The organism is Vibrio mytili, from assembly GCF_000830505.1.
Classification (GTDB): domain Bacteria; phylum Pseudomonadota; class Gammaproteobacteria; order Enterobacterales; family Vibrionaceae; genus Vibrio; species Vibrio mytili.
The window spans coordinates 132,841-149,843 of sequence record NZ_JXOK01000081.1; the positions used below are offsets into that span (position 1 = coordinate 132,841).

The 17,003-nt window shown below is 44.7% G+C and carries 14 protein-coding genes and 1 pseudogene; 10 read left to right on the forward strand and 5 right to left on the reverse strand.

Going from position 1 to position 17,003, the window contains the following annotated elements; genetic code table 11:
• Nucleotides 1-22: 22 nt before the first annotated feature.
• Complete coding sequence (gene lgt / locus SU60_RS19495; RefSeq protein WP_041156973.1) at nucleotides 23-844, forward strand: prolipoprotein diacylglyceryl transferase; 822 nt, start codon at nucleotides 23-25, stop codon at nucleotides 842-844.
• 9 nt (nucleotides 845-853) lie between these two features.
• Nucleotides 854-1,705 (forward strand): thymidylate synthase, encoded by an 852-nt coding sequence (locus tag SU60_RS19500; protein WP_041156974.1) that lies wholly within the window; start codon nucleotides 854-856, stop codon nucleotides 1,703-1,705.
• A 68-nt stretch (nucleotides 1,706-1,773) separates the two neighbouring features.
• On the opposite strand, the gene SU60_RS19505 is transcribed toward SU60_RS19500, so the two are convergent.
• Nucleotides 1,774-2,931, reverse strand: coding sequence for a flavohemoglobin expression-modulating QEGLA motif protein (locus tag SU60_RS19505; RefSeq protein ID WP_084735967.1), 1,158 nt, complete (start codon nucleotides 2,929-2,931; stop codon nucleotides 1,774-1,776).
• 195 nt (nucleotides 2,932-3,126) lie between these two features.
• The gene (locus SU60_RS19510) at nucleotides 3,127-4,272 is read right to left on the reverse strand and encodes a Na/Pi symporter (protein WP_041157011.1); all 1,146 of its coding nucleotides are present in this window, start codon (nucleotides 4,270-4,272) and stop codon (nucleotides 3,127-3,129) included.
• A 381-nt stretch (nucleotides 4,273-4,653) separates the two neighbouring features.
• Between SU60_RS19510 and nhaR the strand changes: the two genes are divergently transcribed.
• Together nhaR and SU60_RS19520 are read left to right on the forward strand one after the other, a co-directional pair.
• Nucleotides 4,654-5,544 carry a transcriptional activator NhaR gene (nhaR, locus tag SU60_RS19515; RefSeq protein ID WP_041156976.1) on the forward strand — a complete coding sequence of 297 codons (891 nt, stop codon included), beginning with the start codon at nucleotides 4,654-4,656 and terminating at the stop codon, nucleotides 5,542-5,544.
• A gap of 133 nt (nucleotides 5,545-5,677) precedes the next feature.
• The gene (locus SU60_RS19520; protein WP_041156977.1) at nucleotides 5,678-5,971 is read left to right on the forward strand and encodes an ArsR/SmtB family transcription factor; all 294 of its coding nucleotides are present in this window, start codon (nucleotides 5,678-5,680) and stop codon (nucleotides 5,969-5,971) included.
• A gap of 140 nt (nucleotides 5,972-6,111) precedes the next feature.
• Here SU60_RS19520 and rpsT read toward each other — a convergent pair whose 3' ends face one another.
• On the reverse strand, nucleotides 6,112-6,372 hold the full coding sequence (gene rpsT / locus SU60_RS19525) for a 30S ribosomal protein S20 (protein WP_041156978.1): 261 nt from the start codon (nucleotides 6,370-6,372) through the stop codon (nucleotides 6,112-6,114).
• 294 nt (nucleotides 6,373-6,666) lie between these two features.
• Between rpsT and murJ the strand changes: the two are divergent.
• From murJ to ispH, 6 genes and pseudogenes are all read left to right on the forward strand, one after another.
• A pseudogene (gene murJ / locus SU60_RS19530) lies at nucleotides 6,667-8,228 on the forward strand (murein biosynthesis integral membrane protein MurJ).
• A gap of 70 nt (nucleotides 8,229-8,298) precedes the next feature.
• Complete coding sequence (gene ribF, locus SU60_RS19535; RefSeq protein WP_041156979.1) at nucleotides 8,299-9,234, forward strand: bifunctional riboflavin kinase/FAD synthetase; 936 nt, start codon at nucleotides 8,299-8,301, stop codon at nucleotides 9,232-9,234.
• A gap of 64 nt (nucleotides 9,235-9,298) precedes the next feature.
• Nucleotides 9,299-12,127 carry an isoleucine--tRNA ligase gene (ileS, locus tag SU60_RS19540; protein WP_041156980.1) on the forward strand — a complete coding sequence of 943 codons (2,829 nt, stop codon included), beginning with the start codon at nucleotides 9,299-9,301 and terminating at the stop codon, nucleotides 12,125-12,127.
• Nucleotides 12,128-12,412: 285 nt separating this feature from the next.
• Complete coding sequence (gene lspA / locus SU60_RS19545) at nucleotides 12,413-12,913, forward strand: signal peptidase II (RefSeq protein WP_041156981.1); 501 nt, start codon at nucleotides 12,413-12,415, stop codon at nucleotides 12,911-12,913.
• Nucleotides 12,914-13,038: 125 nt separating this feature from the next.
• Nucleotides 13,039-13,470 (forward strand): FKBP-type peptidyl-prolyl cis-trans isomerase, encoded by a 432-nt coding sequence (fkpB, locus tag SU60_RS19550; protein ID WP_041156982.1) that lies wholly within the window; start codon nucleotides 13,039-13,041, stop codon nucleotides 13,468-13,470.
• Between the two features lie 24 nt (nucleotides 13,471-13,494).
• On the forward strand, nucleotides 13,495-14,460 hold the full coding sequence (gene ispH, locus SU60_RS19555; RefSeq protein WP_041156983.1) for a 4-hydroxy-3-methylbut-2-enyl diphosphate reductase: 966 nt from the start codon (nucleotides 13,495-13,497) through the stop codon (nucleotides 14,458-14,460).
• A 57-nt stretch (nucleotides 14,461-14,517) separates the two neighbouring features.
• On the opposite strand, the gene btsR is transcribed toward ispH, so the two are convergent.
• Together btsR and SU60_RS19565 are read right to left on the reverse strand one after the other, a co-directional pair.
• On the reverse strand, nucleotides 14,518-15,246 hold the full coding sequence (gene btsR / locus SU60_RS19560; RefSeq protein ID WP_041156984.1) for a two-component system response regulator BtsR: 729 nt from the start codon (nucleotides 15,244-15,246) through the stop codon (nucleotides 14,518-14,520).
• A 25-nt stretch (nucleotides 15,247-15,271) separates the two neighbouring features.
• Nucleotides 15,272-16,942 carry a sensor histidine kinase gene (locus SU60_RS19565; protein ID WP_041156985.1) on the reverse strand — a complete coding sequence of 557 codons (1,671 nt, stop codon included), beginning with the start codon at nucleotides 16,940-16,942 and terminating at the stop codon, nucleotides 15,272-15,274.
• Nucleotides 16,943-17,003: the final 61 nt, after the last annotated feature.

A 17,003-nucleotide genomic window follows, 5' to 3' on the forward strand; every position in this document is an offset into this window, starting at 1 on the left:
TGTGATAAGAAGAGAATTGTTTATGTCTCAGGGATTCATTGAATTTCCTAATATTGACCCCGTGTTGATCTCTATAGGGCCTGTCTCTATCCGCTGGTACGGTTTAATGTACCTCGTTGGTTTTATGTTTGCTTTGTGGCTAGCTAATCGCCGCGCGGATAAACCGGGCAGTGGCTGGACGCGAGAGCAAGTCTCCGATTTGCTGTTTGCCGGTTTTCTTGGTGTGGTGATCGGTGGTCGGATTGGCTACGTGATTTTCTATAACTTTGATATGTTCTTAGAAGATCCACTTTATCTCTTTAAAGTTTGGACTGGAGGGATGTCATTCCACGGTGGTTTACTTGGTGTGATTACCGCGATGTTTTGGTATGCACGTAAAAACGGTCGTACCTTCTTTGGTGTTGCTGATTTTATTGCGCCGCTCGTGCCTTTCGGGTTAGGTATGGGGCGTATGGGTAACTTCATGAACAGTGAGCTTTGGGGACGCGTTACTGATGTGCCTTGGGCGATTGTATTTCCAAACGGGGGGCCACTACCTCGTCATCCATCTCAATTGTATGAGATGGCACTGGAAGGGATCGTGTTGTTCTTCATCTTAAATTGGTTCATCAAGAAACCGCGCCCATTGGGTTCTGTTTCCGGGTTATTTTTAGCCGGGTATGGTACATTCCGCTTTTTAGTTGAGTTCGTGCGTGAGCCGGATGCTCAGCTTGGTCTATTTGGTGGTTTCATCTCTATGGGGCAAATCCTATCAACACCAATGATCGTGTTGGGTGTTCTCATGATGGTGTGGGCGTACAAGCGTGGTCACTATAAAGACGAATTACCACAGAAAGCAAAGTAAGGTATTGGTGTGAAACAGTATTTAGATTTGTGTCAGCGCATCGTTGACCAAGGTATTTGGGTTGAAAATGAGCGTACTGGTAAGCGTTGTCTTACTGTCATCAATGCCGATTTAACCTACGATGTTGCAAGTAACCAATTCCCTTTGGTAACCACTCGCAAGAGCTTTTGGAAAGCGGCAGTTGCAGAGCTGCTAGGCTACATTCGTGGTTATGATAACGCGGAAGATTTTCGCAAGTTAGGCACTAAAACTTGGGATGCGAATGCCAACTTGAACGAAGCTTGGTTAAACAATCCTTATCGTAAAGGCGAAGACGATATGGGACGTGTCTACGGCGTTCAGGGGCGTGCATGGGCGAAGCCTGACGGCGGTCACATCGACCAACTACGCAAGATCGTAGATGACTTAACATGTGGCATTGATGACCGTGGCGAGATACTTAACTTCTACAACCCAGGTGAGTTTCATATGGGATGTTTGCGCCCATGTATGTACAGTCACCACTTCTCATTACTCGGTGATACTTTGTATCTCAATAGCACTCAGCGTTCATGTGATGTGCCGTTAGGCCTCAACTTTAATATGGTGCAAGTCTATGTATTCTTGGCTATTATGGCGCAAATTACCGGTAAGAAACCGGGGCAGGCTTTTCACAAGATTGTGAATGCACACATTTATGAGGATCAACTTGAATTGATGCGTGATGTGCAGCTTAAGCGTGAACCATTACAGGCACCAACGTTCCACATTAACCCAGAGGTTAAATCACTAGAAGATTTGGAAACGTGGGTAACATTGGATGACTTCTGGGTCGAAGGTTATGAACATCATGACCCTATTCGATACCCGTTCTCAGTGTAGCCTGGGTTTGTGTAGCCAGGGTTTGATGCCATGATAAAAAAGCTCCGAATGGAGCTTTTTTATAGGCTTTACTTAAGCGCACTGACAATATAACGATGTATTGGGTCAGTTTGTTGTGGTTTAGTTAGAGCTGGGCTGATTAAAGTAGGTCGAGAAAATATCCCTTTGTTCACCAGAGAACGAATCTGCTCAAAGTATTTAAGTTCTGTTTTTCCACACAACAATAAATAGAAATCCTCTCCTAACTGATCATAAGCATTCAGCACCTCTCGGAAACCGCGTAAATACAAGTAATCCTTCGTTAGGCCGCCACCTCGGTATACGCGTGAGGTGATAGTGAAAGCTTGAGTGTCAGAGGCGTGATATTGTTCCTTCAATAGCCTGAAGGTTTGGCGAAAATCCCGTTCTTTAATCATCGATTCAACGGCAAGTACACGTAGTGCCAGCGTCCGTAGCCGCTTGATGCTGAAATGTCCCGAAAGGTATTCACACAAAATTGCTAAGCCTTCCTGTGTGTTGGTATTCGCAGGGCAGCCTAAACTTAATACGTTGAGCGGTTGTCGACGACCATTTAAGGTAGTCAGTAGGTGTACTCCCATTTCATGGTTAGCGAGTGCTTCCAGTTCATTTGTAGTGACATGAGCGGCGCTATTTATTTTTACCCGTAAGCCTGAGACGAGGGCATTGGCGAGCATCCCATCAAGTACTTGTATTTCACATTCGTAACCATGTTTCTCCGCGAAATGACCCATGAATCGCGCAATAGATTGACTGTCGTGCACTGGCTTACTTTCTTCTTCTGTCGGTAAGTGCAAAATGAAATGCGCATTGGCAATATCTTTGGCGCTTGGTTCTCCGTAGTAACGCAATGAGTTATAAAGAAAATCTTGGGTGCCGATGGTGTCTACTTGATCGAGCTTGTCTGCATAAGATTGGATCACGTCTACGTAGAGCTTTTGCAGTTGTGTATCCTTGATATCTTCCAAAGGTAGTTCATATAAACGACGTTTTGACTGATGGGTATCAAGTGGTGTCTTTTGATACTGAAAGTCGGGCTCTTGTGAATACTTATTGTTAATGAACCGTTCTCGTTCATGCCCGTAATTCAGCGGGTTTACGCTACTAAGAATATCTATCTCGCTAACCAATTGGGTTAGGTTTGCATCTATTGCTAATAGTCGGTTGGAAATCGGTTCGTGAGCGTGAGCCATGATGTTTAACTCCATGTGAAGGGCATACCAACCAGAATGGATATTTTCTTAAGGTGTATGGCTCAAATTATCACCGAGCGTATATTTTGAACAACAAATATTTGTGATTAAGGTGATGCTGAGTTTGGACTCTGTCCTAGTCTACAGATACAAAAAAGGCCCCACGATGCGGAGCCTAAAGCAAATCAAAACAATGGTGCCTCGTAATGATTATGTTGTCAGCGCTAGAATAGCACCAGGCAAAATAATGAACACAGACATGAGGTAACCACCGACCACGGCTTTGTTCTTAATGGCCATTTCCGAAATCATTTCTGCTCCTTTCAATGGAAGTTCACGCAAGAATGGAATCCCAAAGATAAACAGTGTCGCAGTAATGTTGAAGACGAGGTGAACTAACGCAATTTGTAGTGCAAATACCGCAAACTCTCCAGAAACCGCCGTCGCTGCAAGTAGGGCAGTGATACAAGTACCAATGTTCGCACCCAGTGTGAATGGGTAAATATCACGTACTTTCAGCACTCCAGTACCAACAAGAGGAACCATCAAGCTGGTGGTGGTGGAAGAAGATTGTACGAGTACTGTAACGATAGAGCCAGAAACGATGCCGTGGATAGGACCACGACCAATGGCATTCTTTAAGATCTCACGAGCACGACCTACCATTAGGCTTTTCATCAGCTTACCCATGACGGTAATCGCTACAAAGATGGTGGCTATACCAAGGATGATCAGCGTGATCCCACCAACGGTGTCCCCGAACGCACCAAGCGGTTCTTTGATGGCACTTACAACCGGTTTTGTCATTGGTTTAACAAAGTTAAAGCCTTTAAGACTCATGTCGCCCGTGGCAAGTAAAGGTGAAACTAGCCAATGAGAAATCTTTTCTAGGAAGCCGAACATAAGCTCCAAAGGAAGAAAGATAGCTACTGCAAGTAAATTGAAGAAGTCATGGATGGTTGCGCTAGCAAAAGCGCGTTTAAACTCTTCTTTACAACGAACGTGACCCAAAGAGACCAGCGTGTTGGTGACCGTTGTGCCAATGTTCGCACCCATTACCATGGGAATGGCGGTTTCTACGGGTAACCCACCTGCCACTAAGCCGACAATAATCGACGTCACCGTACTAGAAGATTGTATTAACGCGGTCGCTACCAGACCGATCATAAGGCCTGCTATTGGATGGGATGCAAATTCAAACAATACTTTTGCTTGATCGCCCGTTGCCCACTTGAAGCCGCTACCAACCATAGATACAGCTAGAAGAAGCAAGTACAACATGAATGCCAAGTTAGCCCAGCGCAACCAACGAGTTGTACTCGATATTGGCGCTACTGTTGAAGTCGCTTGGTTCATCATAATTTTCTCCGGGACCTTTCAGTTTGTGTTTGGTCTGTAGTTGAAACTGATGGCGATGTTAGAGAAGAAATATTTCAGTAATATGACAGTTGTGTGGCATGGTAAGTTTTTTATTGTCACTTTTAACATTTATTATTTTGGTGATGTACATGATTGCTTAACTATTTGTTTTTTTAATAATTTATTTTTATTTCATCTAAGGTGAGGCCCTCTGTTGAGAATGTAAACATATGTTTTTCTCCCACTTATATGACATTGTGAATATTATTTATTCGGGAAAACTTACTTTTTCTTAGCTTTGAGTGTGGTATTGCCGAATTTATTGTTTATCTCTGTCACATTTGGTATAAAAACATGGCTGATTTTAAGGGATCGACCATGTCACACCTAAACTATAACCACCTCTATTACTTTTGGATGGTCTGCAAGCAAGGCTCTGTCACTAAAGCTGCTGATGCGCTCTTTCTTACTCCTCAAACGGTCACCGGCCAGATAAAAGCACTTGAAGAGCGAATGAAAGGAAAGTTGACCAAGCGTAATGGGCGAACCGTGGAGCCTACCGAACTAGGTCAATTAGTGTATAAGTACGCAGACCGTATGTTTGGCTTGAGTTATGAAATGTTGGATATCGTGAACTACAGCCAACAAGCCAATATTTTGTTTGAAGTGGGTGTAGCTGATGCACTGTCGAAACGTTTGGTCAGTAAAGTGTTGATGACGACAGTGCCGGAAGATAACAGTATTCATCTGCGATGTTATGAATCGACCCACGAACTTTTGTTGGAAAAGTTATCCCAGCACAAATTGGATATGATCTTATCTGACTGTCCCGTCGATTCAACGCAAAGTCCAGGCTTATATAGTAAGAAGCTTGGAGAGTGCAGTATGAGCTTTTTTGCTTCTAGTGATATTGAAGGCGTTCGCTTACCCGAAGTTCTACAGCAGAAAAAATTGTTACTCCCTGCGAGTCAAACCGCAATGGGGCGTAAAATTATTCAGTGGTTTGATCGTCAAGGCATTCAGCCTAATGTGCTGGGAGAATTTGATGACGTTGCTTTAATGAAAGCCTTTGCTCGATATCACGATGACGTGATTTTCTTGGCGCCGACGGTCTACATGTCCGAAATCGGAGATGATCGGAATTTTAAACTCATTAGCCAATTAGATGATTTAAAAGAAGAGTATTATGTCATTTTCGCTGAGAGAATGATCCAGCATCCAGCAGTAAAAAATGTTTGTGATGCGGATTTTAGTCAAATGTTTGAATAAACACGTATCGCCATGCAAGCAAATAGATTACTATCGACAAAAATGTAAACCTAAATGATACGCAACTTAATCTGTGTAACTCAACAAGCTTGCCATGGTTGCATTAAGTAAGTTGTAGTTAGAGGTTCAACACATGAATTTACAAGATATGGAGAAAAACTCCGCCAATGCTGTCGTGTTGCTCAAAGCGATGGCCAACGAAAGACGCCTACAAATTCTTTGCATGCTGCACAACCAAGAGCTTTCTGTCGGTGAGCTGTGTGCCAAACTTGAACTCAGTCAATCAGCATTGTCGCAGCATCTCGCTTGGTTGCGTCGTGATGAGTTAGTTGCCACAAGAAAGCAAGCACAAACGGTGTACTACACATTAAAAAGTGATGAAGTAAAGGCGTTGATAAAAACGCTTCATGCCCTTTATTGTGAGTAAATTGTGCTAATCACGCCAATTTAGATGTTCGTATAGCAGATAAAGGAAAAGCTGGCAGTGCCAGCTTTTTTATTAAAATTTCAGGTATAAAAAAACCGACATAAAGTCGGTTTTTTCTTCTCTGTAAAATCGAGACTCTATTAAAGAGCTTTGATTTGTGCAGAGAAACGAGACTTATGGCGAGCTGCTTTATTCTTATGAATAAGGCCTTTAGTTGCCATGCGGTCTAGGATAGGTGTAACTACAGCGAATGCAGCAGTTGCAGCTTCTTTGTCGCCTGCTTCGATAGCAGCAACAGTTTTCTTCATGTAAGTACGCATCATTGAGCGACGGCTAGCATTGTGCTGACGACGTTTCTCAGCTTGGATAGCGCGCTTCTTAGCAGATTTACTATTTGCCAAGGGTCTAACTCCCAAAAACTTAGTTCTGTGACAATTTAAGGGCGAGGAATATCCCTCATTTGCGCTTAAATGTCAAATGATTTGTGCAAAAACCGTTCTAACTCAAAACAAGTTTTGGTAAGAAAGGTCATCGCGGTTAAGATGGCGGGGATTCTAACAGCATTTTTATACCAATGCTAATAATTATCCGTTTAGAACTAACAATAAGCGGATATATTTTTGACGTCTATTTACAGCCCCTAAAAGCGAATCGGCATAGAGTGGGATGTATGATAGTGATATTCCGAGGTTACAGTGAGTAAACGACTGCTCAAGTCTGGCATGATTGTCAGTGCTATGACGCTAATTTCCCGCGTTCTAGGTTTAGTTCGCGATGTAGTAGTGGCAAATTTAATGGGGCAGGGGCGAGCGCAGACGTCTTTTTCTTTGCCAACAAAATTCCCAATTTTTTACGACGCTTGTTTGCTGAAGGTGCTTTTTCGCAAGCGTTTGTGCCTGTCTTGACTGAAAGCCATGCACAGGGGGACATGGATAAAACCCGTGAGCTTATTGCTCGTGCTGCGGGGACGCTTGGTGTGATTGTCTCTGTGGTGACGCTGCTAGGTATACTTGGTTCGGGTGTCGTTACGGCATTGTTTGGTTTTGGTTGGTTTTTGAACTGGATGCATGGCGAACCTGGTGCTGAAAAATTTGAATTGGCCAGTTTGTTACTCAAAATTACCTTTCCTTATTTATGGTTTATCACCTTTGTTGCGTTGTCGGGTGCCATTCTCAATACGCTGGGTAAGTTTGCGGTTTCCTCGTTTACCCCTGTATTCTTAAATGTGATGATCATTTTGTCTGCTTGGTTCATTTCACCACAGCTGACCCAACCCGAAATCGGCCTCGCGATAGGTGTCTTTTTAGGTGGCTTGGTTCAGTTTTTGTTCCAGGTGCCTTTTCTTATCAAAGCTGGAGTCATGGTGAAGCCGAAGTGGGGCTGGCGAGATCCTGGCGTTGTGAAAATTCGCACACTTATGCTTCCCGCGCTGTTTGGGGTTTCTGTTAGTCAAATTAACTTGCTTTTCGACACCTTTATTGCCAGCTTTCTGCAAACCGGTTCAATCAGTTGGCTTTATTATTCGGATCGTTTATTAGAGTTTCCTTTAGGGCTCTTTGGGATCGCGATTGCGACGGTGATTCTTCCTGCACTTTCTCGGAAACACGTCGACGCCCATAGCGAAGGTTTCTCTCAAACTATGGACTGGGGGATTCGGATGGTGATCTTATTAGGCATTCCCGCAATGTTGGGGCTAATGGTGTTAGCTAAGCCCATGCTGATGGTGCTGTTTATGCGCGGCGAATTCTCGCCACAGGACGTACATCAGGCCTCATTGTCTTTATTGGCTTATGCTTCTGGTCTTTTAAATTTCATGCTAATCAAAGTATTAGCTCCCGGCTATTACTCTCGTCAAGATACGAAAACTCCGGTTAAGTTTGGCATCATTGCGATGGTGACTAACATGGTGTTTAACGCTATTTTTGCTTACTTCTACGGTTATGTCGGATTAGCGATGGCTACAGCTTTGTCTGCCTTTGTCAATATGGCATTGTTGTACCGAGGCCTTCACTTAGCAGGGGTGTATCAAGTGACTAAACGGACGGTCGTATTTATCGCTCGTTTGATGGTTGCGGGAGCTGCAATGGTTACGGCAATTTTATGGCAGCTCGAAGATATGTCGGTCTGGCTTGATTGGAGTTTTGCTTATCGTAGTGGCATGTTAGCGATGTTGATTGGCTTAGGCGCTGCGGTTTATCTTGCGATGATATTTATCCTTGGCGTACGCTTAAAAGACCTAAAAGCTGGGACAGAGTAAGGGTGAGTAGTATATAATCCGTCAGTTTCACACAGTGCAAAGTAAAAACAGAGGCAGATAGCAGTATCCAATGGAATTGATCAGAGGCATTCACAATCTCACATCGCGTCACAATGGGTGTGTTCTGACGATCGGCAATTTCGATGGTGTGCATAGAGGCCATCAGCAAGTATTGCTGCAAGTGTCTGAGCAAGCAAAGGTACTTTCTTTACCTTCGGTTGTGATGACCTTTGAACCTCAACCGATGGAGCTGTTTGCTAAAGACAAAGCACCAGCAAGGTTAACGCGCCTACGCGATAAGTTTGTTCAATTGAGTAAGCTTGATATTGATCGTTTGCTGTGTGTTAACTTTAACCATCACTTTGCCAGTTTGACTGCGGAAGAATTTATCCGCGACTTGTTGGTCGAGCGTTTGGGTGTTAAGTTTCTTGTTGTTGGTGATGATTTCTGCTTTGGCAAAGGCCGAACAGGGAATTTTTCCATGTTACAAGAAGCAGGGAAAAAGTACGGCTTTGAAGTCGTCAGTACCCAAAGTTTTTGCTTACAGCAACTAAGGGTCAGCAGCACCGCAATTCGAGAGGCGCTGGCTCATGATGATTTGCATTCCGCTCATAAGATGCTGGGTAGAAATTACAGCATTAGCGGACGTGTTTCTCATGGAAGAAAGCTTGGAAGAACCATCGGTTTCCCCACGGCTAATATTCCTTTGAAGCGCACTGTTTCTCCGGTTTCCGGAGTTTATGTTGTTCAAGTGCTTGGATTGGGAGAAAAGCCAATCGGTGGCGTGGCTAACATTGGTCAAAGACCCACTGTTAATGGTGTCCGCCAACAATTAGAAGTGCACTTATTTGACTTTCATGCCAATTTGTATGGAAAACAATTAGAAGTGGAGCTTTTGCACAAACTTCGACCTGAACATAAGTTTGAGTCGTTCGAAGCACTTAAGCAACAAATCGAATTGGATGCTGAGGCAGCAAGGGTGTGGCTGCATCAGCTTAAGCGTTGAACGGTTTATTCCACCGTTCAATATAATGTCTAATTTTCGCCCAATATAACGGAATTAAGAATCGATGAGTGAGTATAAAGATACCCTGAATTTACCTGAGACAGGGTTTCCAATGCGCGGCAATCTGGCGAATCGTGAACCAGAAATGCTAAAGCGTTGGTACAAAGAAGATCTTTACGGTGAAATCCGTAAAGCTAAAAAAGGCAAAAAGTCATTCGTGTTGCACGATGGCCCTCCTTATGCAAATGGTGACATTCACATTGGTCACGCACTAAACAAGATTCTTAAAGACATTATTATTAAATCCAAAACACTTTCAGGTTTTGACGCACCATATATTCCTGGTTGGGACTGTCACGGTCTGCCTATTGAGTTAATGGTAGAAAAGAAAGTCGGCAAGCCAGGCCAAAAAGTGACGGCAGCAGAATTCCGCGAGAAATGTCGCGAATACGCAGCAGGTCAGGTTGAAGGTCAGAAAGAGAGCTTCAAACGTCTTGGTATCATGGGTGAGTGGGACAAACCATACCGCACCATGGATTTTGCAACTGAAGCAAACATCATCCGTGCGCTTGGTAAAATCGCGAGCAACGGTCACCTGCTAAAAGGTTTCAAACCTGTTCACTGGTGTACGGATTGTGGTTCAGCTCTTGCTGAAGCGGAAGTGGAATACAAAGATAAAGTATCGCCATCTATCGATGTACGCTTTAAGACAGCGGACGAAGCTGCGCTTCTGTCTAAGTTTGAGCTGACTGAAGGCCATGAAGGTAAAGGTGATATCTCTATTGTCATCTGGACGACAACACCTTGGACGCTTCCTGCTAACCGTGCAGTTTGTCTACGTGATGATCTTGAATATGTACTTATCCAAGTTGAAGGCGAGCAACCTGAACGTATCATTGTTGCGGCTGAACTAGCCAAAGACGTCATGGATCGCGCGGGTATCGAGCACTTCCATAACCTTGGTTTTGCTAAAGGTGCGGATCTAGAACTTTCTCAGTTCCAACATCCATTCTACGACTTCACTGTTCCTGCGATCCTTGGCGATCACGTAACGACGGATTCAGGTACTGGTGTGGTTCATACGGCACCTGGTCACGGTCAGGAAGACTTTGCGGTTGGTAATAAATACAACCTAGAAGTGGCAAACCCAGTGGGTTCAAATGGTGTTTATCTACCAGACACTGAGCTATTTGCTGGTCAGCATGTATTCAAAGCCAATGATGCTGTGGTTGAAACGCTAAAAGAAAAAGGTGCGTTACTGCATCACCACGCTTACGAGCATAGCTACCCGCATTGTTGGCGTCATAAGACTCCAATCATCTTCCGCGCAACGCCTCAGTGGTTTGTATCAATGGACCAAGCAGGCCTACGTGCAAAAGCACTAGAAGCGATCAAAGGTGTTCAGTGGATGCCTGAGTGGGGGCAAAGCCGTATCGAAGGTATGATCGAAGGTCGCCCAGAGTGGTGTATCTCTCGTCAACGTACTTGGGGTGTGCCAATCGCTCTGTTTGTTCATAAAGAAACATCAGAACTTCATCCAAACACACTAGAGCTGATTGAAAAAGTCGCGAAGTTGGTTGAAGAGAAAGGCATCCAAGCATGGTGGGATGTTGATGCCGCTGAGCTACTCGGTGCAGACGCAGACCAATACGAAAAAGTGCTTGATACACTAGACGTATGGTTCGACTCAGGTGTCACTCACTTCTCAGTGGTTGATGCACGTGAAGAGTACAACGGCAACAGCGCAGACCTATACTTAGAAGGTTCTGACCAACACCGTGGTTGGTTCCAGTCTTCGCTCATTTCATCTATTGCGATGAAAGACGAAGCACCATACAAGCAAGTACTGACACACGGTTTCGTGGTTGATGGTCATGGCCGTAAGATGTCGAAATCGATCGGTAACGTGGTTGCGCCAAAAGACGTAACCAACAAGCTAGGCGCAGATATCTTGCGTTTGTGGGTTGCTTCTACTGACTACACTGGTGAAGTGGCGGTTTCTGATGAAATCCTAAAACGTAGTGCAGATGCATACCGTCGTATCCGAAATACCTCTCGCTTCTTCCTAGCCAACCTAAGTGGTTTCAACCCAGAAACGGATATTGTTCCTGCGGAAGAAATGGTTGCTCTGGATCGCTGGGCTGTGGGTCGAGCACTTGCTGCGCAAGAAGAGATCGTTAAAGCGTACGAAGAGTACAACACGCATGCCGTTATGCAGCGTCTAATGCACTTCTGCTCTATCGAAATGGGCTCTTTCTACCTCGATGTCATTAAAGACCGTCAGTACACAGCAAAACGTGGCGGCAACGCTCAACGCAGCTGTCAGACAGCGCTTTACTACATCGTCGAAGCGCTTGTTCGCTGGATGGCACCTATCATGTCATTTACTGCCGATGAAATCTGGAACGAAATGCCAGGTGAACGTGAGAAGTTTGTTTTCTGTGGCGAGTGGTTTGAAGGCCTGTTTGGTCTGGCAGAAGGTGAAGAGCTAAACAACGATTTCTGGAGCGAAATCCAGCATGTTCGTAGCGCGGTGAACAAACTGCTTGAAGCTGCTCGCTCTGAGAAAACCATTGGTGGCTCTCTACAGGCTGAGTTGACCTTATATGCAGATGATGCACTGGCTGCGAAAATTAACAAGCTAGAAGATGAACTACGCTTTGTTCTACTTACTTCTTCTGCAACCGTGAAACCACTGAACGAGAAATCAGACGCGGCTCAAGCAACGGACATTGACGGTCTGTTTGTCGAAGTGAAAGCAACTGAAGCTGAGAAGTGTGATCGTTGTTGGCACCACACGCCTGACGTAGGCACTATTGCGGGTCACGAGACAATCTGTGGTCGCTGTGTGTCAAACGTTGACGGAGAAGGCGAAGTTCGTAAGTTCGCGTAAATACTCGTTGTTGGTGTTGATTGCGTTGCAACTACACCAATAATCTAGGGTATTCACACATTGTGGAACATGTTAGCAATTATATAACCCCAGGACTTTCTGGGGTTATTTTTGTCTCCCAAACAGTGTCGCTGAGAGTTCTCCGTCTCATTCTGACAAGGATATAACGAATGAGTTGGGCTCATAGAGTAATAATGATCGATTATGCTCTGTATCCATGTTTGATCCATATTTGTGGAAATAACGATGTTTGCGGTGGGTTAGTTGATTTAAATAGGGCTAGTAATGAGTAATATTCCATTAAAGCAATCCGGTGTACGTTGGCTGTGGCTAGCGATCGTAATTTTTTTGGCTGATATTGGCATCAAGTTCGTCGTGATGAACAACATGGGGTATGGCTGGGCAAATCGGATTGAGATACTGCCATTCTTTAACCTTCTGTATGTCCATAATTACGGTGCAGCTTTTAGTTTTTTGAGTGATCAAGAAGGTTGGCAGCGTTGGTTGTTTACCGCGATTGCCTTTATTGTTTCGGGGCTGTTGACTTACTGGATGAGTAAGCTTCCAGCGAAAGAAAAATGGAACAATATCGCCTATGCCATGATTATTGGTGGTGCAGTAGGTAATGTCTTCGATCGCGTGATTCACGGTTTTGTGGTGGATTACCTGGATTTCTATTGGGGGACTTACCACTGGCCCGCATTCAATCTTGCCGATATGGCCATTTGTGCGGGGGCGGCGATGATCATCCTGGATGGATTTCGTAAAAAAGAGTCGGATAAGTAAACCGCACCGACAATATTGAATAACCTTAGGCGTCGTCCGTTGATTCGTGCGGCGCTTTTTATTATGTTGGAGCGCACATCAAAGACCAATTCAAATGCGCTGAATTCGAACAAGGAAGCCGTAACGTGACAACAATAACCAAAGACTCTGTAGTAACACTGCATTTTACAATAAAAATGAAAGATGGTTCGGTAGCTGACAGTACGCATAACATGGGCAAACCAGCTAAATTTGTCATGGGTGATGGTAGCCTAAGCGAAAACTTTGAGCAGTGCCTGATCGGTTTGCCAACAGGTGAACAAAGAGCGATTGAGTTAAAAGCCGAAGACGCATTTGGCATGCCGAATCCCGATCATATCCATCATATGGATCGCACCAAATTTGTTGGTGACGCGGAAGTAGAGGTCGGTACTATCATGGCATTTAGCGGTCCGGATGGGATGGAAATTCCCGGTATAATTACTGAAATCGCGGGTGATTCTGTGACCGTAGATTTTAACCATCCCTTAGCAGGGCAAGACGTGACTTTCGAAGTTGAGATTTTGTCAGTAGAATAGCGAACCCAATTAAAGATAATTTCCATGAGCAATGAAATGAAAATCCTATTAGCTAACCCGCGCGGTTTTTGTGCAGGTGTTGACCGTGCGATTAGCATCGTAGAACGTGCGCTAGAGATGTATCAACCGCCGATTTATGTCCGTCATGAAGTGGTGCACAACCGTTTTGTGGTTGAAGGGCTAAAACAACGCGGTGCGATTTTTGTGGAAGAGTTGCACGAAGTACCTGATAACAACATTGTGATTTTTTCTGCTCATGGTGTCTCACAAGCCGTGCGACAAGAAGCGAAACAGCGCGATTTAACCGTATTCGACGCGACGTGTCCATTGGTAACAAAAGTGCATATGGAAGTGGCGCGAGCAAGCCGTCGCAACATGGAAGTCGTATTGATTGGCCATGCCGGACACCCAGAAGTAGAAGGCACGATGGGGCAATACTCCAGTGATACGGGTGGCATGTACCTGGTAGAAACGCCCGCAGATGTAGAGAAGCTAAAAAATATCGTAAAAGATCCGTCAGAGCTTCACTACGTAAGCCAGACAACGCTCTCTGTGGATGAAACCGCCGATGTTATCGATGAACTACGCCGTGTATTCCCTGATATTCAAGGGCCGCGTAAAGACGATATCTGCTACGCTACACAAAACCGTCAAGATGCCGTGCGTGAGTTAGCAAGCGATGTGGATGTGATGGTTGTCGTTGGCTCGAAGAACTCGTCTAACTCAACACGCTTGAAAGAGCTGGCTGAGAAGCTGGGGACTCCTGGTTACTTAACTGACTGTCCTGAAGATATCAAACCAGAATGGTTTGAAGGCAAAACCAAAGTGGGGGTCACCGCAGGCGCTTCCGCACCGGAAGAGTTGGTGAACCAAATCCTTGAGCGTATTAAAGAGATGGTTGGCGCGCGTGCGGTTGATGAGGTGTTAGGCCGTGAAGAGAACATGTTTTTTGAAGTGCCCAAAGAGTTGCAAATCAAGCAAGTTGACTAATACGAATCAGCAAAAGGCGACCTCCGGGTCGCCTTTTTACTTTTTGGTTGTTAGAGCCTAGAGACTAATACCCAGCAGCTCTTTGAGTACTTTCAGGTAACGACGGCTCACTGGGATTTCAAATCCCGTTGTCGTGATGATCTCCGCTAAGCCGTTTTCTAATAATTTGATTTCACTAATGGCTTTGATGCTGACCAAGTACTGACGGTGGCAACGAACGAGTAAGGTTTTTTCTTCAATGGTCTTAAGGGTTAATTGTGTGCTGGCGGTTTGAGTCGCAGAGCGAACATGTACACCACTGATATCACTGTACGCGCATTCAACCGTATCGGTTGACATGATGACGATACGGTTATGGCCAATGCATGGGATTTGATCTAACGTCTCCGGTACAAGAGCGGAAAACTGTTGGGTCAATGCGGATTGATTGATGTTTTTGTGCAGACGCTTCACCGTTTTATTTAAACGTGAAGGGTCGACGGGCTTGAGTAAGTAATCAAAAGCATTATCTTCGAAAGCTTGAATCGCATACTGATCATACGCGGTAACAAACACTACATAAGGCATGGTCTCGGGGTCAAGCATACCGAGTAACTCGATCCCTGTGACCTGAGGCATTTGAATGTCCAAAAACACGACGTCAGGCTTGAGTTCATTGATTTTCTTCAAGCCTAAAATCGCATTTGATGCGTCACCAATGACGTCGACTTGACCAGTTTCAGCTAATAACTCTGACAGTTCTTCACGAGCAAACTGTTCATCATCAATGACGAGTGCGGTTAACATCTGATACTACCTTTTACTTGAGCGTTTAAGTTTTCGCAGGAATGATAAAGCTCATTTTAGTAAATTGATGCTTCTCACTGGTAATTTTTAGCGCTGCGTCACGCCCAAATTGATTAGTCAGTCGTTTATCAACGATTTCCAATCCTAGACCAGAGTGGTCCTCTTTTGGTGGTTCAAAGCTGCCTGCGTTGTCTTCCACTGTGATCTGATGGCCTTCGGGAGTCGGATGGCTGTATATTTTTACTTTACCACCTTCCAACATGTTTGAGATGCCGTGTTTAATGGCGTTCTCTACCAAGGGCTGCAGTGTAAAGCTTGGCAACTTGATGTCCAGTAATTCTGGCTCAATGTTTATTTCAACTTCTAGTCGGTCGGTAAAGCGCGCTTTTTCTATGCTCAGATACGAGTTCACATGGGCGAGTTCTTCTTTTAATGTCACTGTATTGATGTTTTGTTTTAAGTTGCTACGGAAGAAGTGCGATAAGTTTTGTATAAGCTCACGTGCTTTGTCTGGATCGCGACGAGTGATGGCACTGATGGTATTGAGCGCATTGAATAGAAAGTGTGGGTTGACCTGAGCATGCAGTAGCTTAATTTCGGCTTGTGCGAGTAAAGCTTGTTGTTGCTGGTAGTCGCCATATAAGATCTGGCTCGAGAGCAACTGGGCGATCCCTTCTCCCATCGACTTATTGACTGTTGAAAACAGTTTTCTCTTGGGTTCATAGAGTTTGATGGTACCGATGACGGTATCGCCCGCACGAAGGGGAATAATCAGTGCGGAGCCTAATTTACAGTCTCTCGCTAGTGAACATTGGTAAGGACGTTCTGTGCCATCAAGATAAATGATGTCGTTTTGCTCCATCGAGTCCAAAGTACTTTGCGATGAAATCGGTGTGTTGGGTTTATGGTGATCGTCTCCGATACCAACAAACGCTAAAATCTTCTCTTTGTCCGTGATAGCAACAGCGCCTACATTGGTTTCTTCATAAATAATGCGTGCGATTTTCTTTGCGTTTTCGGTATTGAAGCCATTACTTATTATACCCACGGAGCGATCAGCAATAGTTAATGCCCTACGGGAGAAGGTGGCGGAGTATTTTTCAAAAATCGTTTTACGGTCTTGTAGAATGCTCATAAAGAGCGCAGCGCCAAACGAGTTAGCAATGATCATCGGTGCTGCAATGGCCGACACTAACTCATAAGCTTGATCAAACGGTTTTGCCACTGCCAGTAATAGAAGCATTTGCACGATTTCTGCAACGAACGTCACGCTGAATACCACGCTCGGGTTAAACAATACCGCTCCCTTATTACGCTTGGTGAGATAGACATGCAGCAAGCCGCCGATCACACCTTCTGCGGTCGTTGAGATAGCGCAAGCGAGATCAGTAAAACCGCCCAGTGAATAGCGGTGAATACCACCGGTAAACCCAACCGCAAAGCCAACAACTGGCCCGCCGAATAGCCCACCCATAACCGCACCAATCGCCCGGGTATTGGCGATAGCATCATTGATGTGCAAGCCAAAATAGGTGCCGAGAATACAAAAGCCAGAAAAGAGTACATAACAAATTAAACGATGACTAAGACGAGACGAAATACTGAGCAACGGTAAGATAATCGGGGTTTTACTCAGCATGTAAGCCAGTACCAAGTACACACACATTTGTTGCAATAGAGAAATAATCAGTTCCATAGCGAACCTAACCTAAAATGAATGCTGTTATTGTATACCTAAACACCCTCAGAGTTTTGTT

Coding starts and splice junctions, on each gene's coding strand:
- ribF (WP_041156979.1), top strand. CDS start 8,299: ATGGAATTGATCAGAGGCATTCACAATCTCACATCGCGTCACAATGGG.
- SU60_RS19510 (WP_041157011.1), bottom strand. CDS start 4,272: ATGAACCAAGCGACTTCAACAGTAGCGCCAATATCGAGTACAACTCGT.
- lspA (WP_041156981.1), top strand. CDS start 12,413: ATGAGTAATATTCCATTAAAGCAATCCGGTGTACGTTGGCTGTGGCTA.
- lgt (WP_041156973.1), top strand. CDS start 23: ATGTCTCAGGGATTCATTGAATTTCCTAATATTGACCCCGTGTTGATC.
- SU60_RS19565 (WP_041156985.1), bottom strand. CDS start 16,942: ATGGAACTGATTATTTCTCTATTGCAACAAATGTGTGTGTACTTGGTA.
- SU60_RS19505 (WP_084735967.1), bottom strand. CDS start 2,931: ATGGAGTTAAACATCATGGCTCACGCTCACGAACCGATTTCCAACCGA.
- btsR (WP_041156984.1), bottom strand. CDS start 15,246: ATGTTAACCGCACTCGTCATTGATGATGAACAGTTTGCTCGTGAAGAA.
- ileS (WP_041156980.1), top strand. CDS start 9,299: ATGAGTGAGTATAAAGATACCCTGAATTTACCTGAGACAGGGTTTCCA.
- SU60_RS19520 (WP_041156977.1), top strand. CDS start 5,678: ATGAATTTACAAGATATGGAGAAAAACTCCGCCAATGCTGTCGTGTTG.
- ispH (WP_041156983.1), top strand. CDS start 13,495: ATGAGCAATGAAATGAAAATCCTATTAGCTAACCCGCGCGGTTTTTGT.
- nhaR (WP_041156976.1), top strand. CDS start 4,654: ATGTCACACCTAAACTATAACCACCTCTATTACTTTTGGATGGTCTGC.